Below are 23,139 nucleotides of genomic sequence, written 5' to 3'. Positions count from 1 at the left end.
GTCACTACCAGCATGGCGCTCCCACGAGAGGTCACCTACCTGCGCACCTCGGCGACGATGGCGTTCCCCGCCGGTCGGTTGCTCGGCGTGGTGGGCGGTCAGGGGTACGTGCTGGCCCCGGACGGCTGGGCGAGGTTGGGCTCGACGCTGCCGTCCACGGTGGCGGAGATCGGTCGGGAGGAGGCGGAGGAGTGGTGTGAGGACCAGGGGTGGCCGCTGACGCTGCTCGACGACTCCTGGCCCACCACGCCCTGACCGCCGGTCGGGGTGCGCGGTCGCCCGGCGCGTCCGCCGTTCGGGTACCCGCTGGCCGTCCCCGAACACGACGAAGCCGGTCGGCTCCCGCGTGCCGACCGGCTCCCTCATCGGGTCAACCCCGCTGGGACCTGACCCCGAGTAAGACGTCCTCCCAGGACGGGACGATGGGATGGCTCTTCTTCACCCGCCGAGTGCCCGGTCGGGCGGCGCCCACCTCCGCCGGAACCGAGTCGTCGGTCTCGTGCCCCGTCCCGTCCTCGAGCTCGGGTGCCTCGACGCCCTCGGTGACCACCGGCAGCGCGGCTTCCGCGTCGACCGGCTGGTCGGGCGTCCGCACCTCGACGTTCACCTCGGCGAGGGTGGTGTCCACCCCGTCCGGGGCCTCCAACGCCTGCCTTGCCAGCCGCGTCACCGGCCGGACCGTGCGCAGCTGCCGGCTCGGCGACGGGTCGAGGAGGTCGGCGGCGTGCTCGTCCAGGGCGGTCACCGTCCCGCCGTGCGCACCCGGGTGGAAGATCCAGTGCGCCCGGTTGTCGGACCGGCCGGCCCGCCAGTGCAGCTGGACGATCCACTTGCCGTCCTCGCCCCGCCAGGAGTCCCAGTTCGCGTCCGTGTAGTCCTGGCCACGCAGCCCGAACGAGTGGGACACCACCTCGCCGAGGGTCTGGACGTCCGGCCCGTCCTCCCGCATGGGGTGGGCGCGCTGGGCGCGTTCGGCGGTCTGCGACCGTTCGAGCAGCACCGGGTACGCGAACCGTTCCACCCGGTGGCACGGGATCCCCGCCGCCTCGGACACCTGCTCGACCGTCGCCCCGGCCCGGATGCGCGCCTGGATCTCACGCGGCCGCATCTGGTTGTCCATCTCGGCCTGGACCTGGCCCAGCCTGGTCACGTCGCCCCGGGCGGCGGCGAGCAGCCGCGCGTCCACCGGCAACGCGAAGCGCTCGCCACGAGCCGGGTCTTCACAGATGACGGTCTTGCCGTCGTCATCAAGCCCGACGACTCGCAGCGCTCGCATCACTACCTCCCCGCTGACTCCACCTCATCAGACCGACGGTAGGTTGACTCAGTGATCTACCCGGGCAGGCGCGCCGGTCCCTAGCACGAACCGAGCCCCGGCGGTGTAGCCCTACTGTGCCAATTTTTCACCCACACGGCAGCTTGCTATGCCTTAGATCTTGCACTCTTCGGGGAGAGGGCGCTAGCGGAAAACTACTCAACGCCCCATTCAGCCCAGTCTTTCGACGACCCAGTCGATGGCGTGGGTGAGGGTGGTCACGTCCTCCGGTTCCACCGACGGGAACATGCCAACGCGCAGCTGGTTGCGGCCGAGCTTGCGGTAGGGCTCGGTGTCCAGGATCCCGTTGGCGCGCAACGCCTTCGCGACGGCCGCCGCGTCGACGGACTCGGCGAAGTCGATCGTTCCCACGACCTGGGAGCGGTGGGCGGGGTCGGTGACGAACGGCGTCGCGTGGGGCGAGGCCTCGGCCCACCCGTACAGCCTCGCGGCCGAGTCCGCAGTGCGCGCGGTCGCCCAGTCGAGGCCGCCGTTGTCGAGGATCCACTCGATCTGGTCAGCGAGGAGGAAGAGCGTCGCGACGGCCGGCGTGTTGTAGGTCTGGTCCTTGCGCGAGTTGTCCAGCGCGGTGGGCAGGGACAGGAACTCGGGGACCCAGCGGTCGCCGGCGCCGATCTCCTCGATCCTGGCCACCGCCGCCGGGCTGGCCAGCGCGATCCACAGGCCGCCGTCGGAGGCGAAGCACTTCTGCGGGGCGAAGTAGTAGACGTCGAAGTCCTCGGCGCGGACCGGCAGGCCGCCGGCGCCGCTCGTCGCGTCCACGGCGACCAGCGCGTGGTCGGAGCCCTCCGGGCGACTCACCGGGACGGCGACCCCGGTGGAGGTCTCGTTGTGCGCCCAGGCCACCACGTCCACGCCAGGGGTGGCGGTCGGCGCGGGGGCGGTACCGGGCTCCGCGTGGACCACGACGGACTCACCCAGGAACGGAGCACCGTTGGTCACCTTGGCGAACTTGCTGGAGAACTCGCCGAAGGCGAGGTGCAACGCCCGCTCACGCACCAGCCCGAAGGCCGCCGCGTCCCAGAAGGCCGTCGTGCCACCGTTGCCCAGCACGACCTCGTAGCCGTCGGGCAGCGAGAACAGGGTGCGCAGGCCCGTGCGGACCCTGCCGACCAGGGACTTGACGGGCTTCTGCCGGTGGGAGGTGCCCATGAGGGCGGAACCCTCGCTCGCCAGCCTGCTCAGCTGCTCCGGGCGCACCTTCGACGGTCCGCAGCCGAAACGGCCGTCGGAGGGTCGGAGGTCGTCGGGCAGGACCAGGGTGGTGGGGTCGACCGTCTGCGTCATGGGGGCTCCTCCGGTCGGAGCGTGAGTTCTTCCGTTCCGGCGCCTGGCCGGATCACCTGGCGGGAGCAGTCTCGCAGGTGCGGAGGACGGCCCGTGTCCCAGGGTCAGGGCTGTGGGCCGCCGTCCTGGTGGACTTCTGGCCGTTCGTCCGGTTTTTCACCCCCGGTCGGTCACACCGCGCGCGGCACCCGGGAGCGAATTCGGCCGATCGAGTGGACTGGATCGTTCCCGTGATCGATTGCGCTGGTCAGGGCGGGCGCTCTTGATCGACTCATCACGCACGGTGTGGTTATCCTCACTGGAAAGGGTGCTTTCAGTGCGGGGTTTCCGGGAAATACCGTCCTCGTCCACGGGTGTCGCCGGCCACCGATTCGGGAGCGTGATTGATGTCCGAGGTTGATGTTGTGCTGCCTGCCATGCGGGTGTCCTACGAGGCGGGACCCCTCGACGAGGGGTCGCTCGCGGAGAGCTGGCACGAACAGCTGGGACTGTGGCTGGCGGAGGCGGAGTCGGCCGGGGTGCCGGAACCGAACGCGATGGTGTTGGCCACCGCCGACCCGAGTGGGCGCCCCTCGTCCCGCACGGTGCTCGCCAAGGGGCTCGACGAGCGGGGGCTGACCTTCTACACGAACTACACCTCCACCAAGAGCCATGACCTCCAGGCGACGAGGTACGCGTCGGCGACCTTCCCCTGGATCGCCCTCCAACGACAGGCCACGGTCCGGGGAACCGTCGAACGGGTGAGCCCCGCCGAGTCCGCCGAGTACTGGGCGCAACGGCCGAGGGGATCGCAGCTGGGCGCGTGGGCCTCGCCGCAGTCCAGGGTCGTGTCCAAGGGGAGCCTGGACGCCGCCCTCGTCGCGATCGAACGACGGTTCGCCGACGTCGAGCGCATCCCGGTGCCACCGCACTGGGGAGGATGGCGGATCCGACCCGAGACGGTCGAGTTCTGGCAGGGACGGCCGGACCGGCTGCACGACCGGCTGCGCTACGTGCACGACTCCGACGGCTGGAGAGTCGAACGGGTGGCCCCCTGACGTCGCGCGGCGGTGGTCAGCGGGACGCCTCGATGACGTACGCCGGCTGCCACCAGTAGTCGAACAGGCGGTGGGAGGAGACGGTGCCGAATCCGGCGCTCCGGAGCTCCGCCTCCCAGCTCGGCACGGACTGCTCGTAGTTGGCCCTGGCGCTCCCGGCGTCGAAGAACCCGAGGACCACCGGCACCAGGAAGCCCAACCCGACGAGGTCGCGGTGTTCGGTGTACTCCCGGACGCCCTGCTCGGCCTTCGCCAGCACCGGGAGGAACCACTCGGGGGAGAACGGGCGCGTGGTGTCCGGAACGTCGAAGACGACCAGCAGGAAGGACTCGCACCGGTCGCGGATCCACTCCAACACCCCGGATCGGCGGTCGGGCGGTAGGGCGTCGAAGGCGAAGGTGGACTGGACGACGGTCCACCTCTCGCCGTCCCACTCCCGCTGGACGTCCTCGATCCGGGCGTGCCGCACGCGGTGGGGCACGCCCGACTCCGCCAGCCCGGCCCTCGTGCGAGCGAGCAGCTCAGCCGACGGCTCGACCACGTCGACCCGGGAGAGCCCGGCATCCAGGACCGGCAGCAGGGCCATCCCGTCCCCGACGCCCACGTCGAGCACGGTGGGCGCGTCGAACCGGTGGTAGTGCCGCCGGAGCGCCTCCTGGGTGGCCGAGTAGAGGCCCACGTTGCCGCCACCCCGGATGAACGCCTGGAACGCGGCGGGCGTGTCGTAGACGCGGTCACCCCGCGTGTGGCCGGAACCCAGGTACAGCGCCAGCAGGCGCGCGAACTCACCGTCGGGATCGAGTTCGACGGCCAGCCGCGCCGCGGCCAGGGCGGTGTCGGGGGCGCGGTCGTGATGCGCCCAGATCGCGAGGAACAACGCGCTCTCGGGGGCGCTGGTCCCGGCGAGCAGGTCCCCCGGCGCCTCGCCCGCCAGCCGCGCCGCCGCCATCCGTGACACCGACATGCCGAACCCCGATCCCTCGCTGGAAGTCCCGTCGCCTCGCCCGCCCGCGTCCGTCGAGGGCGGTCCGCCCGGGCCGGGGTGACGACCGGCGGGAACCGGCCCCCCGGCGTGGCGGGTGCCCGCGACCATGATCGCCCCGAGCCGCGTGGACGGACACTAGTGAGGGACGGGCGGGCCAGCAAGAGGCCGAGCGGCCACCACCGCGCCCCCCGCACCTACCCTCCGGGGCGGGTCGCCCGGGGCTACCGGCGGCCGCCCCGCCACCGCCAGCCGAGGGCGGGATCGACCACGACCACCGGGCCGGCCGTCCGGCCCCCGGCCGAGGACTCCCACGACCGCGCGCCGCTGGCCTCGGCGACCCCGCGGCCCCTGCCTCCCCGACTGGCCGCGTGGGGGCGGACACCCGGCCGCGCCCGCCAGGACGGCCTCGCCTCGTCCCCCGGGTGACCTGGCCGACCGGGGCCACGCCAGCGCACCGCGACCTCCTGGCACCGCCACTGGACGGGCCTCACCGGCCGGTGAGGCGTCTAGTCTGCCGTGGTGTCCGAGCAGAGCCTCTCCGATCCGGAGGACCCACCGGAGCGGGAACCACGACGTTCGCTGTGGTCACGGGTGGTGCTCGACACCACGCCCCTGCGGGTCGCGCCCTTCCGCCGGCTCTGGCTGTCGACGGTCGTCACCTCCCTCGGCGCCCAGTTCGCCGCCGTCGCGGTGCCCAAACAGCTGTTCGACATCACCGGGTCCTCGGCCTACGTGGGACTCGCCGGGCTCTTCGGGTTGGTGCCGCTGCTCGTCTTCGGCCTGTGGGGTGGCGCGGTCGCCGACTGGATGGACCGGCGCGACCTCATGTTGGTCACCAACAGCGGGATCGCGCTCACCGCCCTGCTGCTGTGGTCGCAGGCGCTCGCGGGAACCACGTCGGTGTGGCTCGTCCTCGGCCTCTTCGCCCTCCAGCAGGCCTTCTTCGCGGTGAACATGCCCGCGCGGGTCGCGGCGGTCGCCCGGCTCATCCCACCCGCCCAGCTGCCGGCCGCCCAGGCCCTCACCGCGACGGTCGCCCAACTCGGCGCGGTGGTGGGCCCCCTGCTCGCCGGGGTGCTGCTCCCGTTCGTCGGGTTGGCCACCCTCTACCTGGTGGACGCGGTGGCGCTCGGCGCCGCCCTCTGGGCCGTGTGGCGACTGCCCGCGATGCCCCCGCTGGCCGGGGCGCCCCGCCGCCCGGGGCTGCGTTCGGTGGTCGAGGGGTTCCGCTACCTCTCCGGGCACCGCGTCCTGCTGGCGGGGCTGCTGGTGGACGTCATCGCGATGGTCGCCGGGATGCCCAGGGCGCTCTTCCCCGAGATGGCGGAACGGACCTTCGGGGACCCGCCGGGTGGCGGAGCCGCGCTCGGCCTGCTCTTCGCCGCCATCCCCGCGGGGGCGTTCGCCTGCGGGCTGCTCTCCGGTTGGGTCACCCGCGTCGCCAGGCAGGGGGTCGGGCTCACCGTGGCCGTCATCGTGTGGGGGCTCGCGGTGATCGGGTTCGGCCTGGCCGGCTCCCTGTGGCTCGCCGTCGCCTTCCTCGCACTCGGGGGCGCCGCCGACCTGGTCAGCTCGGTCTACCGGGGCGCGATGCTCCAGGTCGCGGCGACCGACGAGATGCGGGGCCGGATGCAGGGCGTCTTCACCGTCGTGGTCGCCGGCGGCCCCCGGCTGGCCGACGTGCTGCACGGGACAGCGGCCGCCGCCATCGGCACGGCGACCGCCGTGGTGGGCGGCGGCGTGCTCGTCGTGCTGCTCACCGTGGTGGCGGTGTGCGCCCTGCCGGCACTGTGGCGGTACCGGGCGCCGTCCTGACCGGCCGAGACCGAGCCGGTCGAGTCCGGACCGGACTCGGAGTCGGAGCGCGCCGGGGTGGGCCTGCCCTGGATCAGCCCCGCAGCTCGGGGAAGTCGGTGTCCCGGTACTCGTCGGCACGCCGGGTGCCCCGGTGCTCGGCCCGCTCGGCCCCCCGCAGCTCCACGCGCCGGATCTTGCCCGACACGGTCTTGGGCAGCTCACCGAACTCCAACCGGCGCACCCGCTTGTACGGAGCCAGCCTGGTCCTGGCATGCGCCAGGATGGACCGGGCCGTCGCCTCCGACGGCTCGTGCCCCTCGGCGAGCGCCACGTACGCCTTCGGGACGGCGAGCCGCACCGGGTCCGGCGCGGGCACCACGGCGGCCTCCAACACCGCCGGGTGCTCCAGCAGCACGCTCTCCAACTCGAACGGGGAGATCCGGTAGTCGCTGGCCTTGAAGACGTCGTCCACCCTCCCCACGTAGGTCAGGTGGCCGTTCGGTTCCCACCTGGCCACGTCGCCGGTGTGGTACCGCCCGTCCCGAGTCGCGCTGGCCTGCTGTTCCGGAGCGTCCTGGTAGCCCACCATGAGCGCCGCCGGCGGTCCCCCCGCGAGCGGGATCGTGATCTCCCCCTCGCGGGCCGGTGCCCCCTCGGGGTCGACCAGTTCGACGTCGTACCCGGGCAGCGGCCGCCCCATCGAGCCCGGCGTCACCGGTTGACCTGGTGTGTTGCCGACCTGCGCGGTCGTCTCCGTCTGCCCGTAACCGTCGCGGACCGTGAGGTCCCACGCGCGGCGGACCCGGTCGATGACCTCGGGGTTCAACGGTTCGCCGGCCGCCACCACCTCGCGGAGCCGGGGCGACCACCGCTCCAGCTCCTCCTGCACCAGCATCCGCCACACCGTCGGCGGCGCGCACAGCGTCGTCGCGCCGCACCGTTCGACCTCGTCGAGCAGCCGGGAGGCGACGAACGGGCGTTGGTCGACCACCAACACGGTCGCCTCGGCGTTCCAGGGGGCGAACAGGCTGCTCCACGCGTGCTTGGCCCAGCCGGGGGAGGAGACGTTGACGTGCACGTCGCCGGGGCGGAGCCCGAGCCAGTACATGGTGGAGAGGTGGCCCACCGGGTAACTGGAGTGGGTGTGCCGGACCAGTTTGGGCAGGGCGGTCGTACCGGAGGTGAAGTACAGCAGGAGCGGGTCGTCGGCCCTCGTCGGGCCGTCCGCCACGAACCGCGGGCTCGCCGCCCCCGCCTCGGCCAGGTCGTGCCAGCCCTCCACCGGCCGGCCGACGGAGATCCGCGTCCAGTCGCCCTCGACACCGTCGAAGCCCGCGGTCCGCTCCGCCGCGCTGACCACGTGCCGCACCCGGCCCCGGGTCACCCGGTCGGCGAGGTCGTCCGGACCCAGCATCGTGGTGGCCGGAATGATCACGGCGCCCAGCTTGACGCAGGCCAGCACCGTCTCCCACAGTTCGACCTGGTTGCCCAGGACCACGAGCACGTGGTCGCCTCGACGCACGCCCGCCGCCCGCAACCAGTTCGCGACCCGCGAGGAGCGTTCGGCGAGTTCGGCGAAGCTGAGCCGCAGCTCGGTCCCGTCGTCGTGGACCAGCCAGAGCGCGGTCCTGGAGCCGCCGTTCGGCGCGGCGGCGAGCACGTCGAACCAGTCCAGCGCCCAGTTGAACTCGTCGAGAGCGGGCCACCGGAAAGCCTCGACGGCCGCGTCGAGGTCGTGGCGGTGCTGGAACAGGAGGTCGCGCGCGGCGCGGAAGGCGGTGGTGGCCGGGGACTCGGGGATCGCGTCCCCGGCACGGCCTGGGACGTCGGCGTTCGAGATCTCGTCTGCCACGGCATCCTCCTTGATGTCCTCCCCGAACCGTAGTCACGTCGGGCCGCGTGACGCGAGCGCCGGCCTCCACGGGGGAGATTCGGGGCGGCGGCCTTCACGCTGGGCTCCCGGAGGGGCACACTCTGTGGTCATGGCGGCGTCCGAGATGTCCGAGCGCGGTTCCGACGAGCCATCCTCGCGCGACGGCCAACCCGCGCTGCGCCGGGTGATGGGCACCCGGCTGCTGCTGCTGTTCGTGATCGGCAACATCCTGGGCACCGGCATCTACGCGCTCACCGGCCGGGTGGCTGGAGCGGTCGGCGGGGCCCTGTGGGTGCCGTTCCTGGTCGCCTTCCTCGTCGCGTTCCTCACGGCGTTCAGCTACGCGGAGCTGGTGGGCCGGTACCCGAGGGCCGCCGGCGCGGCCCTCTACGCCCACCGCGCCTTCCGGCGCCCCTTCCTCACCTTCATGGTGGCCTTCGCGGTCATGTGCTCCGGCATCACCTCGGCCGCCTCGGCGGCGCGGGCGGTCAGCGGCGACTACCTCCAGCAGTTCGTCAGCGTGCCCTGGCTGGCGGTGGCGGTCGGCTTCCTGGTGGTGCTCGCCCTGGTGAACTTCCGGGGTGTCGTGGAGTCGTTGGCCACCAACGTCGTCCTGACCGTGGTCGAGCTCGCCGGCCTGCTGATCGTGGTCGGGATCGGAGTGGGCGCGGTGGCCAGCGGGGCCGGGGAACCGGCGAGGCTGCTGGAGTTCAACGCGGAGCAGGGGCCGCTGCTCGCGGTCACCTCCGCGACCGCGCTCGCGTTCTTCGCGCTGGTGGGATTCGAGGATTCGGTGAATCTCGCGGAGGAGGCGAGGGACCCGGCCAGGGTGTTCCCCCGGGGGCTGTTCTGGGGGCTGGGGATCACGGGACTGGTGTACCTGGCCGTCGCCCTCACCACGTCCCTGCTGGTCCCGACGGACGTGCTCGCCGGGTCCACGGGACCGCTGCTGGAGGTGGTGCGGGCGGGGGCCCCGGCGTTCCCGTTGATCGTCTTCTCGGCCATCGCGATCTGCGCGGTGACGAACTCGGCGTTGATGAACATGCTGATGGCGAGTCGACTGCTCTACGGGATGGCTCGGGAGCGGATCATCCCCGGTCGGTTCGGCCTGGTGCACCCACGGCGGCGCACCCCGTGGGTCGCGATCGTCGTCACGACGGCGGTGGCCGTGGTGCTGGTGAGCACCGTGGACATCGCCCTGCTCGGTGGCACCACCTCGCTGATGTTGCTGGTGGTGTTCACCGTGGTCAACGTCGCGGTCCTGGTGCTGCGCCGGGAACCGGTGGCGCACCCCCACTTCCGGGCCCCGACGGCGCTGCCGGTGCTCGGCGCGGCCACCTGCCTGTACCTCGCCAGCCCGCTCACCGGGCGACCGGTGGAGGAGTACGTGGTGGCCGCCGTGCTGCTGGCGGTCGGCGTCGGGCTGTGGGCGCTGAACCGGTTCGTCCTCGGCCGTGCCGCCCGGGGTGGCCGGTCGGCGGCGCGTCCCCCGGAGCCCTCCCCTTCGGAGGGAGGACCGGAGTGAGACCGGCTGATCCGTCGTGACGGGCGGTCCGGTGCGCCGGCCGGGGAGGGGTCCGGCAACTCGGCGGGTGCCGGCCAGGACGGTTGACAGCGGGACGGCGGGCGGTGGTTGACTCCCGCCATGAGCATTCGTCCGGTCACCGGAACCCAGTTCGAGATCGCGCACGGTTCCAGTCGCTGCGTCCTCACCGAGGTCGGCGCCGCGATCCGGGTGTTCGAAGTGGACGGCAGGCCGCTGGTCGAGACCTACCCCGAGGATGTCCTGCCTCCCTACGGATCGGGGACGCAGCTGGTGCCGTGGGCGAACCGGGTGGCGGACGGCCGGTGGGTCCTGGACGGGGAACCGCAGCAGCTCGCGCTCACCGAACCCAGGAGGAACAACGCCATCCACGGCCTGACCAGGACCGTGTCCTGGGAGGTCCGGGAGCGGACCGCCTCGTCGATCCTCTTCGCGACCACGGTCAACCCGCAGCCGGGCTGGCCCGTCGCCCTGGCCGCGACCCTCGCCTACGCGCTCTCCGACGACGGCTTGACCGTCACCTACGGCGTCGAGAACCTCGGGGACCGCCCGACGCCCTTCGGCGTCGGAGCCCACCCGTTCCCCCGCGCCGGGCACGCCCGGACCGAGGACTGCGTGATCCGACTCGCCGCCGAGACGCGGCTGCCGGTGGACGATCGCCTGTTGCCCACCGGGTCGCCGGTCCCGGTGGCCGGCACCGACCACGACTTCCGGGTCCCGCGCCCGCTGGGGGCGACGCGTCTCGACACCGCCTTCGGCGGTTGCCGGCCCGGAGCGGACGGACTGGTGCATCACCAGGTGCTGGCGCAGGACGGTACCGGCGTGGACATCTGGGCGGAGCCGGTGTTCGGGTGGGTGCAGGTCTTCACCCCTGATGACTACCCCGGGCGGGGCCTCGCGGTGGCGATCGAGCCGGTGACCAGTCCGCCCGACGCGCTCAACTCCGGTACGGACCTGCTCACGGTCGCCCCGGGAGAGCGCTGGACCGGGTCCTGGGGGATGCGGCCGGTGTAGGCCGGGGCCTGACGGCGGCCGGGACCGGTTCCGTTAGCGTTGCTAACCATGAATGTGGCGATTCGTGGCGGATACGTGGTGCCGGTTGACGGGGAACCGATCAGCGGCGGCACCGTTCTCATCCAGGACGGCAGGATCACGGCCGTCGGTCCGGACTCGTCGGTCGAGGTGCCCGCCGGCGTGTCCATCGTGGACGCCTCGGGCCAGTGGGTGCTCCCCGGTTTCGTGGAGTCGCACGCTCACCTCGGCGTGCACGAGGAGGGCGAGGGCTGGGCCGGCAACGACACCAACGAGATGACCGATCCCAACGGTGGCCGGCTGCGGGCGATCGACGGGATCAACCCCGCGGAGCAGGGGTTCCGGGACGCGCTGGCCGGGGGCGTGACCACCTCGGTCATCAAGCCGGGCTCGGGCAACCCGATCGGCGGGCAGACCGTCGCCGTGAAGAACTGGGGCCGCACCGTCGACGAGATGCTGGTGCGGAATCCCGTCAGCGTGAAGAGCGCGCTCGGGGAGAACCCCAAGCGGGTCTACGGGGAGCAGAAGCGCCTCCCCTCCACCCGTCTCGGCGTGGCCGCCGTCATCCGGGACGCCTTCCTGAAGGCGCAGGACTACCGCGAGAAGCGGGCGGCGGCCCTGGAGAAGGGGGACCCCTTCGAGCGGGACGCGACGTCGGAGATCCTGGTGCGGGTGCTCGACCGGGAGATCCCGTGGTGCCAGCACACGCACCGCGCCGACGACATCGCCACCGCGATCCGGTTGGCCGACGAGTTCGGGTACCGGCTGGTGGTCAACCACGGCACCGAGGGGCACCTCATCGCCGACCTGCTGGCGGAGCGGGACATCCCGGTGATCATCGGCCCGCTGTTCACCAGCCGGTCGAAGGTCGAGGTGCGCAACCGGGGCCTGCGCAACCCCGGCATCCTCGCCAGGGCGGGCGTGCGGATCGCGATCATGACCGACCACCCGGTGGTGCCGATCGAGTTCCTCGTCTACCAGGCCGCGCTGTCGGTGAAGGAGGGGCTCGACCCGGCCGAGGCGCTCCGTTCCCTGACGGTGAACCCGGCCAGCATCATGGGACTGGACGACAGGGTCGGCTCGCTGCGCCCCGGTCTCGACGGGGACGTGGTGCTGTGGTCCGGTGATCCGCTGGACATCATGAACCGGGCGCTGCGGACGTTCGTCAACGGGCGGGAGGTCGCCCGTTTCGACGAGACCCGAGGCGAGCACGTGGTCGTCGACCCCTACTACCGCGAGGCGTGACGTGATCGTCGTCGGAGGTGAGGCACTGGTCGACCTGGTGCCGGCCGCGCGTCCCGAGCCGTCCGGGACCACGGAGTTGGCGGACCTGTCCCCTCGGTTGGGCGGCGGTCCGTACAACGTGGCCATCGCGCTGGCGTTGCTGGACACCAGGGTCGCGTTCCTGTCGAGGGTGTCCGAGGACGCCTTCGGGCGCGCGTTGGTCGACCGGCTCGACTCGTCGGGAGTGGACCTGTCGCTGCTCCAGCGGGGGCAGGAACCCACGACGCTGGCGGTGGTGGGGTTGGGTGCGGACGGTTCGGCCCGGTACACGTTCTACGTGGAGGGCACGGCCGACCGGGTGGTCGCCGACCCGGGTCCGCTCCCGGCCGAGGTTCGGGCGGTGTGCCTCGGCACGCTGGGCATGGTCCTCGAACCCGGTGCGAGCCGGTACGAGGACCTGTTGCGCCGGGAGTCGGCCAGGGGAACGCTCGTCGCCCTCGACCCGAACATCAGGGCCGAGATGATCGAGGACGCGGCCGCGTACCGGCGCCGCTTCCTCGGGTGGCTGCCGGACGTCGGACTGCTGAAGCTGTCGGTGGAGGACGCCGCCTGGCTCGCCGGGGTGGAGCTCGGCGAGGACCCCGAGGAGGGGTTGCCCGCGGTGGTGGCCGCCGCCCGGGAGTGGCGGGGCGCGGGGCCCGCCGCCGTGGTCCTCACCCTGGGCGGGGACGGGCTGCTCGCCCTCACGGGGGATGACGAGGTCGTCCGCGTGCCGGGGGTCCCCGTCGAGGTGGTCGACACCATCGGAGCGGGCGACACGGTCTGCGCCGCGTTGTTGGCCTGGCTGGAGGACCGGGAGCTGCTCTCGCCCGACCGGCTCCGCGCGGCGGGGCGGGAGGCCTGGGAGGGCGCGCTGGGTTTCGCCGCCCAGGCGGCGGCGATCACCTGCTCCCGTCCGGGAGCGCAGCCACCCCGGTCCGGGGACCTCGCCGGGTGGAGGTTGAACTCCTGACACCCGCCTGACCTGGTGGTCCGGCGGTGTCCGGGCACAAGGAGTTCCGGGACAGGTCGACGAGGTCCCCGCGAGCGCCGGGAGATCGTCACGGCCGAATTCCTCGGGCTGAGGAAACGGTTCGCGATCTCCCGGCCTCGTTCACCGCTGGATCAGAGAATGTCGATTCCGAGGTTGACCAGCAGGTTGATCAGAGAGTCAATGATGATCACAGCGTTTCACCTAACCTGGAGTGATTCCGATTCCGATTCTTTTTCACGTTGCGGCCGCAGAAGGAAAGCTATCTCGTTGATCCGTTGTTGTCGTCACCCGAAACGGCAGCATGATCGTCACGTTTCGTGACTGCCCTGCACGAAGGGTGATCCGGCGTGGGAAGGATTGCGCGGCCCGTCGTGTCGAACGAATGACGCCACGACTGTCCGTAGTCGACTCGGGCTGCATGCGGAGCGTTTTATGGTCCTCACTCGTCCGTGGCGCCGTCATCAGATAGGCGGAGAAGTGGGGGAACGTCTCGGGCTGCTCTGCTTGAGCGACACCGTCACCCACACGAGTGGGCTGGACGCCGTGGGTGCGCGTTCGGGTGCGGAGTGTGATGCCCCTCTCGTTCTCGGGGAGCGCCATCCCTGAGGGTGCCCGTCGGGGTGCGGCCGCCCCTCCGGAGCGCCCGGGGGAGCGCGTTCCCCGCCCTGGTGCGCGGCAGATCACACCCCGCTCGGCCACGGCATGTGACGGTGGTCCCACCTGGGCCTTCTGGTGAACACCACGGGTAGGCGAGGGGGAATTCGGCGACTAGCGTGAGCAACGACAGGACCCCGACGAGGCGGTGCTGACGTGCGACCGGTGGCCAGCCCGGCCGGGCCCCTGCGGCCGGAGGTGGCGATCCCACTCGCCTGCGCGTCGTCTCGTCCGAGTGTGAGAGGGACTCGCATGCCCGCCGACGCGAATGCCCATCGTTCCGTTGCGCTGCGCCACCAGGGCAGCGACCACGAGATGGCGTTGATCTCCCCGGCCGAAGGCGCACCGGGTGTTGATGTGAAGAAGCTGCTCGCGGACACGGGGCTGGTGACGCTGGATCCGGGCTTCGTGAATACCGCGGCCTGCTCCTCCGCCATCACCTACATCGACGGTGACGCCGGAATTCTCCGGTACCGTGGTTACTCGATCGAGCAGCTCGCCGAGCGGTCGAACTTCCTCGAGGTCAGCTACCTCCTCATCTACGGTGAGCTGCCCACGAAGACCGAACTCGACGAATTCACCGAGAAGGTCCAGCGGCACACCCTGCTGCACGAGGACCTGAAACGGTTCTTCGACGGCTTCCCCCGGGACGCGCACCCGATGCCGGTGCTGTCCTCGGCGGTGTCCGCGCTGTCGACCTTCTACCAGGACAGCCTGAACCCGCTCGACCCCGAGCAGGTCGAGATCTCCACGATCCGCCTCCTGGCCAAGCTGCCGACCATCGCCGCGTACGCGTACAAGAAGTCGGTCGGCCAGCCGTTCCTCTACCCGGACAACTCCCACGGCCTGGTGGAGAACTTCCTCCGCATGACCTTCGGCCTGCCGGCGGAGCCCTACGACGTCGACCCGGCGCTGGTGAAGGCGCTGGACCTGCTCTTCGTGCTGCACGCCGACCACGAGCAGAACTGCTCCACCTCGACGGTCCGCCTGGTCGGCTCCTCCGAGGCCAACCTGTTCGCCAGCATCTCGGCCGGCATCAACGCGCTCTTCGGTCCGCTGCACGGCGGCGCCAACCAGGCCGTGCTGGAGATGCTGGAGGGCATCCACAAGGACGGCGGCGACGTCGACACCTTCGTGAACCGGGTCAAGAACAAGGAGGCCGGGGTCAAGCTGATGGGCTTCGGCCACCGGGTCTACAAGAACTACGACCCCAGGGCGGCCATCGTCAAGCGCACCGCCGACGAGGTCCTGGGCAAGCTGGGCGTGAACGACCCGCTCCTGGACATCGCGATGAAGCTTGAGGAGCGCGCCCTCTCCGACGACTACTTCGTGCAGCGGAAGCTGTACCCGAACGTCGACTTCTACACGGGCCTGATCTACAAGGCGATGGGCTTCCCGACGCGGATGTTCACCGTGCTGTTCGCGCTCGGCCGGCTTCCCGGCTGGATCGCCCAGTGGCGCGAGATGATCAACGACCCGGTGCGCAAGATCGGCCGGCCGCGCCAGCTGTACACCGGCTACACCGAACGCGAGTTCGTGGCCATCGACGAGCGCTGAGCCGCTCGCACCAGCGCCGGCGGGCGCGCCGTGGGCCCCTCAGGGTGTCGGGAGTCCTGAGGGGCCCACGCGCGTCCCGACCCGGTGAGCCGAGGCCCCGCCCCGACCTCGGGCGGAGGGCCGCCGTCGTCCTCGGATGCCGGGGGCGGACCTCGCCGGCGGCACCACGCCGGACCCGAGGGCGCGACCCCTCGACCGGAGCCGTCCGGGCGCGGACGTGCCCCCGCACCGGCTGGTCGACCTCCCCCGCGACCTCGCGGTCGCCGGTCCGCTCCGGCCAGCACCCGCCCCACTCGTGGTCCGGTCCCGGGTTGGCCCGCCCGGTGGGAGCGAGCGCGGTCCCCCCGTCGTCCCCGAGGCCGACGACCCGGAACGACGACGGCCCGGCCGGAGTGATCCGGCCGGGCCGCCCTGGTGTTCCTCCCGGGTTCAGCCGCGCAGCGCGTCGCGGAGCTTGACCCGGCTGCCCGTGCGGAGCACGGCGTTGCTGTACAACCGGCCACCGACCCAGACGAAGACACCGGTCGCGGCGATCGACAGCGCGACAGCCAGTGCGATCTCCCACGGCTCGGCCACACCCAGCGCGGTCCTGGTCGACATCAGGGTCGGCGAGAACAGCGGGACGTAGGACAACACCGCCGACACCGTGTCGTTGGCGTCGTTCATCAGGCGGGGGAAACCGATGACGAACGGCAGCACCGCCAGCAGGGTGATCGGCGTGGTGACGCTGCTGGCGTCCTCCTGCCGCGACACCAGCGAACCCGCGGTGGCGAAGAGCGCGGCGAAGGAGAGGAACCCGAGCAGGTACCACATCACCGTCGAGAGGATGGTCAGCGCCGCCGCGCCGGGGAGGGTGAACGCGTCCAGCGCGACGCCCGCGACCACCCCGACGATCCCGATCGCGGCGACCTGGATCAGCCCGACCGTACCGATGCCCAGGACCTTGCCCAGCATGAGCTGCCAGGGCCGCAGGGTCGACAGCAGCAGCTCGACGACCCGGCTCGCCTTCTCCTCGATGACGCCCATCGTGACCATCGACCCGTACAGGATCACCGCCATGTACAGGAGGAAGGCGGAGGCGACGGCGAGCATCAGCCGCTGGCCCAGGTCCTCGTCGACCTGGCCGAGCGCCCGCACCTCGACGGTGGTGCCTGCGACCTCCTGCTGGACGGCGACGGGGTCCAGTCCGGCCTCGCTGATCCGCTCGTTCAGCGCCTGCTGCTGCACCACGGCGGTCAGGACCCCGTTGAGCTGGGTGTCCAGCTCCTCATCGACCACCGCCACCGGCTCGCTCGGCGATCCCGTGAGCAGGACGTCGAGGTCGCCGTCCCGGACCCGCTGCTCGGCCGCGGCGGCGTCGGTGACGTCCTCCACCTCGATGGTCTGCCCGAGGGCGTCCCCGGCGACGGTGAGCTGTTCACCGATCACCGCGGTGTCCGAGGTGACCCCGACCCGGCTGGTGCTCTCGCCGTTGCCCAGGAAGGAGATGAGCGCGATGTAACCGCCGATGGCGAGGATGATCGCGAGCGTCCCGAAGATGAAGGCCTTCGACCGCACGCGGGTGGTGATCTCGCGGCGGGCCACCAACCAGGTGCCCTGGGCCGCGCCCACCTGCCGCTGCTGGGTGGGGGCGCTCATGCTGCGACCTCCTGGGTGACGACGTTGCGGAACAGGTCGGTGAGGGTCTGCTGCTGGGTGGCGAACTCGTGGACCGGGCCGGTGGCCAGCGCGGCGTGGAGCAGCGCCTGGTCGTCGGCGGAGTCGTCGAGCTCGACGAGGAACCGGCCGCCGTCCGCCTCCAGGGTGGTGACCCCCGGAACGCCCTCGGCCCAGGTCGCACCCGCCCGGGGCGCCACCACCAGCACCCGGCGGTTGCCCTGGCTGCGCAGCGCCTCCACGGTGTCGCAGGCGACCATCTCGCCGCCCCGGATGATGCCCACCCGGTCGCACAGCCGTTCGACGAGGTCGAGCTGGTGGCTGGAGAAGACCACCGGGCAGCCCTCGGCCGCCTTCTCGCGCAGGACCCCGCTCATGACCTCGACCGCCACCGGGTCGAGACCGGAGAACGGTTCGTCCAGGATCAGGACCTCGGGGTCGTGCACCAGGGCGGCGGCCAGCTGGACCCGCTGCTGGTTGCCCAGGCTCAGCTTCTGCACCTCGTCACCACGGCGCTCGGCCACGCCGAGCCGTTCGGTCCAGGCCTCCATCGCGGACTGCGCCGCGCGGCCGCCCATGCCGTGGATCTGCGCCAGGTAGACCAGCTGCTCGCCCACCTTCATCTTCGGGTAGAGGCCGCGCTCCTCCGGCATGTAGCCGATGCGGGCGCGCACGGCGAGGTCGACCGCCCCGCCCTTCCACCGCACCTCGCCCGAGTCGCTGGCCAGCACACCCAGCGCGATGCGCATCGTGGTGGTCTTGCCGGCGCCGTTGCTGCCGACGAAGCCGAAGAGCTCGCCCGCGGCGACGGAGAAGCTCAGTTCCCGCAGCGCGGTGCGCTCCCCGTACCTCTTGGTCAGCCGGTCGAACTCCAACATCGATGGGGTCACACCAATTCCTCTCCCCAGCTAGGCCGGTCGTGTTCACCGGCGGGTCCGTGTGCCGGCTCCACCCGCGTGGGCGGGGCCGGGGTGGCGGTCGCGGCCGGATGCGGAGCGCCTCGACGGCCGCCCGCCCTCAGTTGCCCATTCCCACGGGCTGTCCCTCGCGCGTGCTGGTGGTGGCGCCCTGGCAGCCGTCCGCCTCCCCCGGCGACGTGGGCTCAGCGGGGCGGGACGGGTCAGCGTCGGCCGGCGGCACCGGAGGGACGTCGACGATGTCGGCGTCCTCGTCGGGCAGCATCCAGGCGAGCAGGACCGTGGGCAGGCAGGCCAACAGGAACGTCACGGCCGCGAGCACCGCGGCCCCGCTCACCGCCGAGCGCGGCGAGTCCGCGGTGACGACCAGGTACGCCGCGACGCAGAGGTTCGCGGGGATCACCAACTGGAAGGAGACGTGGGTCAGGCGGTCCCGGAGCGTCCGCTCCCACTCGTCCAGGGTGGTCGTCATCGACTCCGCGATGGTGTTGGTGAGCACTCGCAGCAGGAACCAGCTGAGCACGCACAGCAGGTAGACGGGCAGGTAGACGAGGAGGAACGCGTCGCCGAGCGAGTCGACCGACGCCGTGGTCACCACCAGGGACGCGGCCAGCAGGGCGTGGCACAGCACCGCGGCGCGGCGGCGCCGCCGCTGGCGCAACGAGGGGAACCAGGACGACTGGCGTTCCCGCCACCGGTGTTGCGCCTCGGCGCTGTACTCGCTCCACTCCCGTGCCCTGCCGGCGATGCCCCTCACCGCTCACTCCTCACCGGGCGGTAGACCGCCTGAGACAGCGGAGCGAACGGCTGGCGGCTGAAGACCGCCTCCACGGGGAGGTCGAAGACCTCGCAGATCCGCATCGCGAGGTCCAGGCTCGGGTAGTGGTCGCCGCGTTCCAGCGCGCCTACCGTCTGCGGGTTCACCTCCACCGCCTTCGCCAGTTCCGTCCTGCTCATCCTGCGTTCCGCCCGGAGCACGGCCAGTCGGTTGTGGATGGGCCGACTGGCTCCTCGCCGCACTGGGCTCATGGGGTGGGAGTGTTGCAAAAACCCAACAGGATGACAACTTGATCGGCAGAGTCGCTACTCGGAGTAGTAATCCGGTGGAGAGGTGACCCGGGTTTCGTTCCTTCGTTTCACTCGTCTGGCGGTGGTGGTGTCCGGGGGCGCGGGCTGGTCGTGATCGCTCGTCCTCGACGTCATGTCGCGTCCGGGCTGGCGATCTCGGGCGGTGCGGTGCTCGTCCCCGCGTCCGCCGCGGCGAGGCGTTCGGGTGCGGCTGCCATGCCCGCCGGCCCCGTTCCCGTGGGCTGACCCATCACCGAGGCGGCCAGGGTCGCGACCCCGGCTCGTACCCGCTCGGCCGGCCAGTCGTCGAGGTGGGCGACGAGGTCGCTGCGCACCGCCGCGAGGAGGGCGTGGGCGAGGAAGTCGGCGGCCTCGGGGCCACGCGCCTCGGCGATCAGCTCCGCGAGTTGACGGTGCCAGTGGTCGTAGCCGGCGTTGGTGTACGGGCTCCCGCCTCCCTGGTTCTCGAGGGCCCGCGCCAGGGCGCGGTTCTCGGACTTGAAACGGAGGGTGGCGGTCATGAGGAGTGTGACGTTCTCCAGCGGGCTCCGCGCGGGATCTGGCGCCAGGGATGTGCGCAGCCGCTCCGTGCGCTCCTCGTAGAGCGCCCGGATCAGGCCCGCCCGGTCGCCGAACCGGCGGAAGAGCGTGCCCTTGCCCACCCGGGCCTCGGCCGCGATGTCGTCCATCGACACCCGCTCCGGGTCGTCGGTCGCGTCGAAGAGCCGCCCGGCGGCCCGGAGGACGGCTTCTCGGTTCCGTTCGGCATCGGCACGCACCGGGTGCCCCCTTACAACCGGACCGTCGGTCCGATAACGTAGTGGACTGTCAGTCCGGATCGTACTGGTCCGGAACGCGACCACGAAGGGGCCACCCGTGCCAGACGATCCCGCCGACCTCCTCCACCGGGGCGTCGCTTCCCTGCTCGCCGGCGACATGGCCGGCTTCGTCGACCTCTACGCCGACGACGCCGTCCTCGAGCTGCCCTTCGCGCCACCCGGAGCGCCACGCCGGCTCGAAGGGCGGGCCGCGATCCACGAGTACCTGCGCGATTACCCCAACCGGCTCGACGTCCGGGAGATCACCGACACCATCACGCACCGGACGGACGACCCGGGCACCATCATCGTGGAGTTCACCGCCAACGGCCTCGTCGTGCCCACCGGCCGGCCGTACCAGGCGCGGTACGTCACCGTTCTCTCCACCCGGAACGGGCGCATCCAGCACCACCGCGACTACTGGAACCCCCTCGCCTTCCAGCTCGAAGGCGGGGAGGGGGGCGAGCGGTGACCGTCCTCGTCATCGGTGGCACCGGCACCACGGGCCGCCTGGTCGCCAGGGAACTGCGGGAACGCGGGTGTCCGAACCGCGTGGCCAGCAGGAACGGGACCGGGGATCGGGTCCGCTTCGACTGGTACGACGCCTCCACCCACCGGAACGCCCTCAGCGGAGCCGACGCGGTGTACCTCGTCGCGCCCGTCGGCGACCCCGACCCGATGGCGGTCATGGGGCCGTTCCTCGAACTCGCGGCCAGGGGCGGCGTCCGACGGGTGGTGCTGCTCAGCTCGTCCGCCATCCCGGCGGGCGGGCCGGGCCTGGGCGCGGCGCACGCCCGCCTGGGGGAGCTGTTCGCCGAGTGGGCGGTGCTCCGGCCGTCCTGGTTCATGGAGAACTTCACCGGCCACCACCCCCACGCGCGTTCGGCCAGGGACCACGGGGAGATTGTCAGCGCCACCGGCGACGGTCGGGTCGCCTTCGTCGCCGCCGAGGACATCGCCGAGGTGGCGGTCAGCGCCCTACTGGACCCCACGCCCCACAACACCGACCACGTCATCACCGGGCCGGAGTGCCTCAGCTACGACGACGTGGCCGCGACCCTCAGCGAGGTCACCTCGCGTCCGGTGCGCCACCGCCGCGTCAGCGTCATCGAACTGGCCGGGAGGCTCGCGGACGCCGGCGTCCCGTCGGAGTTCGCCACCGTCCTCGCCGCGATGGACGCGGCGATCGCGGACGGCGCGGAGGACCGGACGACCACCGTCGTCCGGGACCTCACCGGGCGCCCACCCCGGCCGTTCCGGGAGGTGGTGTCCGCCGCTTCGGGGCCCAACGGCCCCTGACCCTGACGCCCGCGCGGCCGGGACGCCTGGGCGTCCCGGCCGCCTGCCTCCGGCGCCCGCCCCGGTCGGCGGCGGGGAGGCGGGGCCGAACTCAGAGCTCCACGAGCATCTTCCCGATGTTCTCGCCGCGCAGCATCGCCAGGAACGCCTCCGGCGCCCGCTCCAGCCCGGACATGGTCGTCTCCCGGTGCCGCAGCCGGCCGGTCCGCACCCACTCACCGACCTCCCCCAGGAACCGTTCCCGCACGTCGATGTGATCACCGACGATGAAGCCCCGCGCGGTGATCCGCCGTCCGACCATGAGACCCAGGTTGCGGGGGCCGGGCGGGGGCTCCGTCTCGTTGTAGGCGGAGATGGCCCCGCACATCGCGATGCGCCCCCCGGTGCGCATCGCCCCGATCGCCGCCTCCAGGTGGTCGCCGCCCACGTTGTCGAAGTACACGTCGATGCCGTCCGGCGCGGCCTCCGCGAGCTGCTCGGACACCGGGCCGTCCTTGTAGTCGAAGGCCGCGTCGAAACCCAGCTCCTCGGTCAGGTAGCGGACCTTCTCGGGGGAACCCGCGCTGCCCACCACCCTCGCCGCCCCCCGCAGCGCCGCGATCTGGCCCGCCACCGAGCCCACCGCCCCGGCCGCGCCCGAGACGAAGACCACGTCACCGGCCCGCTGCTGGGCGATCTCCGCGAGGCCGACGTACGCGGTCAGCCCGGTCATGCCCAACACGCCCAGGAACGTCCCCGGCGCCGGGTCCTCCGGACCGCCCGGAACGGGCAGTGCCCGGTCGGCCGGCACCACCGCCCACTCCCGCCAGCCCAGCTGGTGTGACACCAGGTCGCCGGGGGACACCCCCTCCGCCTGGGACTCCACCACCCGGCCCACCGCCCCGCCCTCCAGTGGCTTCCCCAGCTCGAAGGGGGAGACGTAGGACCTGCCGGCGTTCATCCGCCCCCGCATGTAGGGGTCGACGCTCATGACCACGTTGCGGACCAGCAGCTCGCCGGGCCCAGGCCGGGGGACCGGGGCCTCAGCGAGGTCGAAGTTCTCCGGCGTGGGCCAGCCCGACGGGCGGGACGCCAACCGGACCTCCCGGGCCGACTCGGGGACGGTGTGCTGTTCGGCGGACACGGAACCACTCCTTCATGACGAACCCGTTGACGATGACGTCCCCGTTCGCCCGGCCGGGCCGGCCGGCACGGGGGCTGGCTCGATGCTGGCCAGGCGGCGGTAGCGGAAGCCGAGCCTCTCGTATACCCGGATCGCGGTGGTGTTAGTCGAGTCGACCATCAGCGCGGCCGTCCCCTCCCGCAGCAGGGCGTCCCGCAGGAAACCGGTGACCGCGCCGCCCAAGCCCCGGCCCCTGGCCGTCGGGCAGGTCGCCACCCCGGCGATCAGGGACACGCCCGGCGCGGGCCAGGAGTCCGCGCCCACGGCCACGAGCCGGCCCCCGGCGTCCCACCGGCCCGCCCACCGGGTCGCGGCCGGATCGCCCGGCCACAACCAGGAATCCGGGTTGGCCCGGCGGAGCAGTTCCGCCGCCTCGGGCAGCTCCCCGGCCGACAGCCACCGCACCGAACCCGCGCCCGGTGCCCCCGGCTGGGGAGCCGCGACGTCCATCCACCCCCAGGACACCAACCGGCCCCGGTGGTCGTCGGCGGCCAACAGGAGTTCGGCGAGGCCCTCGGACGCCGTCAGCCGGAACGCCGGACCCGCCCGTTGCCCGAGCTGGCGGAACAGGGTCCGAGCCGAGGCGGTGTCGAGGTCGGTCCCACCGAGCACGAGCCGGTCGCGGCGGAACAGGCCAGGGGCGACCACGGCGACGACCCCACCGAGCCGCCACGCGGACCCGCCGGAACGGGGGTAGGAGGGGGTCAGCACCTGGGACGCCCAGCGGAGCAGCGGGTCGTCGGTCGCCTCGGCCACCTCGCCGGGCGTGAGCAGTGGACGCACGACCGGCATCATCCCGCCGGGGCGGCGGTGGTGGCCAGGCACCGCGACGCACCTCACCGCCAGCGGCCCCACCCGGCG

At 72.2% G+C, this 23,139-nt stretch carries 21 protein-coding genes; 10 read left to right on the top strand and 11 right to left on the bottom strand.

Annotated elements, in window-relative coordinates; genetic code table 11:
- The first annotated feature begins 12 nt into the window (after window positions 1-12).
- The gene (locus C1701_RS08715; protein ID WP_026417496.1) at window positions 13-255 is read left to right on the top strand and encodes a hypothetical protein; all 243 of its coding nucleotides are present in this window, start codon (window positions 13-15) and stop codon (window positions 253-255) included.
- A 115-nt stretch (window positions 256-370) separates the two neighbouring features.
- Here C1701_RS08715 and sepH read toward each other — a convergent pair whose 3' ends face one another.
- Together sepH and serC are read right to left on the bottom strand one after the other, a co-directional pair.
- Window positions 371-1,276, bottom strand: a complete 906-nt coding sequence (sepH, locus tag C1701_RS08710; protein WP_026417495.1) for a septation protein SepH — start codon at window positions 1,274-1,276, stop codon at window positions 371-373.
- A 210-nt stretch (window positions 1,277-1,486) separates the two neighbouring features.
- Complete coding sequence (gene serC, locus C1701_RS08705) at window positions 1,487-2,623, bottom strand: phosphoserine transaminase (RefSeq protein ID WP_026417494.1); 1,137 nt, start codon at window positions 2,621-2,623, stop codon at window positions 1,487-1,489.
- 386 nt (window positions 2,624-3,009) lie between these two features.
- Between serC and pdxH the strand changes: the two genes are divergently transcribed.
- Window positions 3,010-3,660, top strand: a complete 651-nt coding sequence (gene pdxH / locus C1701_RS08700) for a pyridoxamine 5'-phosphate oxidase (protein ID WP_026417493.1) — start codon at window positions 3,010-3,012, stop codon at window positions 3,658-3,660.
- Between the two features lie 16 nt (window positions 3,661-3,676).
- On the opposite strand, the gene C1701_RS08695 is transcribed toward pdxH, so the two are convergent.
- Window positions 3,677-4,624 carry a class I SAM-dependent methyltransferase gene (locus C1701_RS08695; protein ID WP_026417492.1) on the bottom strand — a complete coding sequence of 316 codons (948 nt, stop codon included), beginning with the start codon at window positions 4,622-4,624 and terminating at the stop codon, window positions 3,677-3,679.
- Between the two features lie 537 nt (window positions 4,625-5,161).
- Between C1701_RS08695 and C1701_RS08690 the strand changes: the two genes are divergently transcribed.
- Window positions 5,162-6,460 (top strand): MFS transporter, encoded by a 1,299-nt coding sequence (locus C1701_RS08690; RefSeq protein WP_081715214.1) that lies wholly within the window; start codon window positions 5,162-5,164, stop codon window positions 6,458-6,460.
- Between the two features lie 73 nt (window positions 6,461-6,533).
- Here C1701_RS08690 and C1701_RS08685 read toward each other — a convergent pair whose 3' ends face one another.
- Window positions 6,534-8,243: an AMP-binding protein gene (locus tag C1701_RS08685; RefSeq protein WP_030104310.1), complete on the bottom strand. Its 1,710-nt coding sequence runs from the start codon at window positions 8,241-8,243 to the stop codon at window positions 6,534-6,536.
- A 196-nt stretch (window positions 8,244-8,439) separates the two neighbouring features.
- Here C1701_RS08685 and C1701_RS08680 point away from each other — a divergent pair, with 196 nt between their 5' ends.
- From C1701_RS08680 to C1701_RS08660, 5 genes are all read left to right on the top strand, one after another.
- Complete coding sequence (locus C1701_RS08680) at window positions 8,440-9,840, top strand: APC family permease (protein ID WP_030104309.1); 1,401 nt, start codon at window positions 8,440-8,442, stop codon at window positions 9,838-9,840.
- A gap of 120 nt (window positions 9,841-9,960) precedes the next feature.
- Window positions 9,961-10,872 carry an aldose 1-epimerase family protein gene (locus tag C1701_RS08675; protein WP_030104308.1) on the top strand — a complete coding sequence of 304 codons (912 nt, stop codon included), beginning with the start codon at window positions 9,961-9,963 and terminating at the stop codon, window positions 10,870-10,872.
- A 48-nt stretch (window positions 10,873-10,920) separates the two neighbouring features.
- The gene (locus C1701_RS08670; RefSeq protein ID WP_026417486.1) at window positions 10,921-12,135 is read left to right on the top strand and encodes an amidohydrolase; all 1,215 of its coding nucleotides are present in this window, start codon (window positions 10,921-10,923) and stop codon (window positions 12,133-12,135) included.
- A gap of 1 nt (window position 12,136) precedes the next feature.
- Window positions 12,137-13,126 (top strand): carbohydrate kinase family protein, encoded by a 990-nt coding sequence (locus tag C1701_RS08665; protein WP_026417485.1) that lies wholly within the window; start codon window positions 12,137-12,139, stop codon window positions 13,124-13,126.
- A gap of 927 nt (window positions 13,127-14,053) precedes the next feature.
- Complete coding sequence (locus C1701_RS08660; RefSeq protein ID WP_030104305.1) at window positions 14,054-15,358, top strand: citrate synthase; 1,305 nt, start codon at window positions 14,054-14,056, stop codon at window positions 15,356-15,358.
- A gap of 429 nt (window positions 15,359-15,787) precedes the next feature.
- Here the strand turns inward: C1701_RS08660 and C1701_RS08655 are convergent, their stop codons facing one another.
- The 5 genes from C1701_RS08655 to C1701_RS08635 all read right to left on the bottom strand — a co-directional run bounded on the left by C1701_RS08655 (window position 15,788) and on the right by C1701_RS08635 (window position 19,778).
- Window positions 15,788-16,996 (bottom strand): ABC transporter permease, encoded by a 1,209-nt coding sequence (locus C1701_RS08655; RefSeq protein ID WP_030104304.1) that lies wholly within the window; start codon window positions 16,994-16,996, stop codon window positions 15,788-15,790.
- On the bottom strand, window positions 16,993-17,904 hold the full coding sequence (locus tag C1701_RS08650) for an ABC transporter ATP-binding protein (protein WP_103055789.1): 912 nt from the start codon (window positions 17,902-17,904) through the stop codon (window positions 16,993-16,995). The genes C1701_RS08655 and C1701_RS08650 overlap by 4 nt, the downstream gene beginning before the upstream one ends.
- Before the next feature lie 127 nt (window positions 17,905-18,031).
- A complete protein-coding gene (locus C1701_RS08645; protein ID WP_103055788.1) occupies window positions 18,032-18,688 on the bottom strand; it encodes a hypothetical protein in 657 nt (218 codons plus the stop codon).
- Entirely contained in the window at window positions 18,685-18,960 is a 276-nt protein-coding gene (locus tag C1701_RS08640; RefSeq protein WP_026417480.1) for a helix-turn-helix transcriptional regulator, read from the bottom strand. The genes C1701_RS08645 and C1701_RS08640 overlap by 4 nt, the downstream gene beginning before the upstream one ends.
- A gap of 170 nt (window positions 18,961-19,130) precedes the next feature.
- On the bottom strand, window positions 19,131-19,778 hold the full coding sequence (locus C1701_RS08635) for a TetR/AcrR family transcriptional regulator (protein WP_248783764.1): 648 nt from the start codon (window positions 19,776-19,778) through the stop codon (window positions 19,131-19,133).
- Window positions 19,779-19,875: 97 nt separating this feature from the next.
- On the opposite strand from C1701_RS08635, the gene C1701_RS08630 reads away from it, so the two are divergent.
- Window positions 19,876-20,289 carry a nuclear transport factor 2 family protein gene (locus tag C1701_RS08630; RefSeq protein WP_081893352.1) on the top strand — a complete coding sequence of 138 codons (414 nt, stop codon included), beginning with the start codon at window positions 19,876-19,878 and terminating at the stop codon, window positions 20,287-20,289.
- The gene (locus tag C1701_RS08625) at window positions 20,286-21,116 is read left to right on the top strand and encodes an ergot alkaloid biosynthesis protein (RefSeq protein WP_103055787.1); all 831 of its coding nucleotides are present in this window, start codon (window positions 20,286-20,288) and stop codon (window positions 21,114-21,116) included. The genes C1701_RS08630 and C1701_RS08625 overlap by 4 nt, the downstream gene beginning before the upstream one ends.
- 91 nt (window positions 21,117-21,207) lie before the next feature.
- Here the strand turns inward: C1701_RS08625 and C1701_RS08620 are convergent, their stop codons facing one another.
- Window positions 21,208-22,239, bottom strand: a complete 1,032-nt coding sequence (locus C1701_RS08620) for an NADP-dependent oxidoreductase (protein WP_051313365.1) — start codon at window positions 22,237-22,239, stop codon at window positions 21,208-21,210.
- 12 nt (window positions 22,240-22,251) lie between these two features.
- A complete protein-coding gene (locus C1701_RS08615) occupies window positions 22,252-23,103 on the bottom strand; it encodes a GNAT family N-acetyltransferase (RefSeq protein WP_337662202.1) in 852 nt (283 codons plus the stop codon).
- Window positions 23,104-23,139: the final 36 nt, after the last annotated feature.

The organism is Actinoalloteichus sp. AHMU CJ021, assembly GCF_002895405.1.
Lineage (GTDB): Bacteria > Actinomycetota > Actinomycetes > Mycobacteriales > Pseudonocardiaceae > Actinoalloteichus_B > Actinoalloteichus_B caeruleus.
This window is presented reverse-complemented; position numbering and strand designations above follow the sequence as displayed.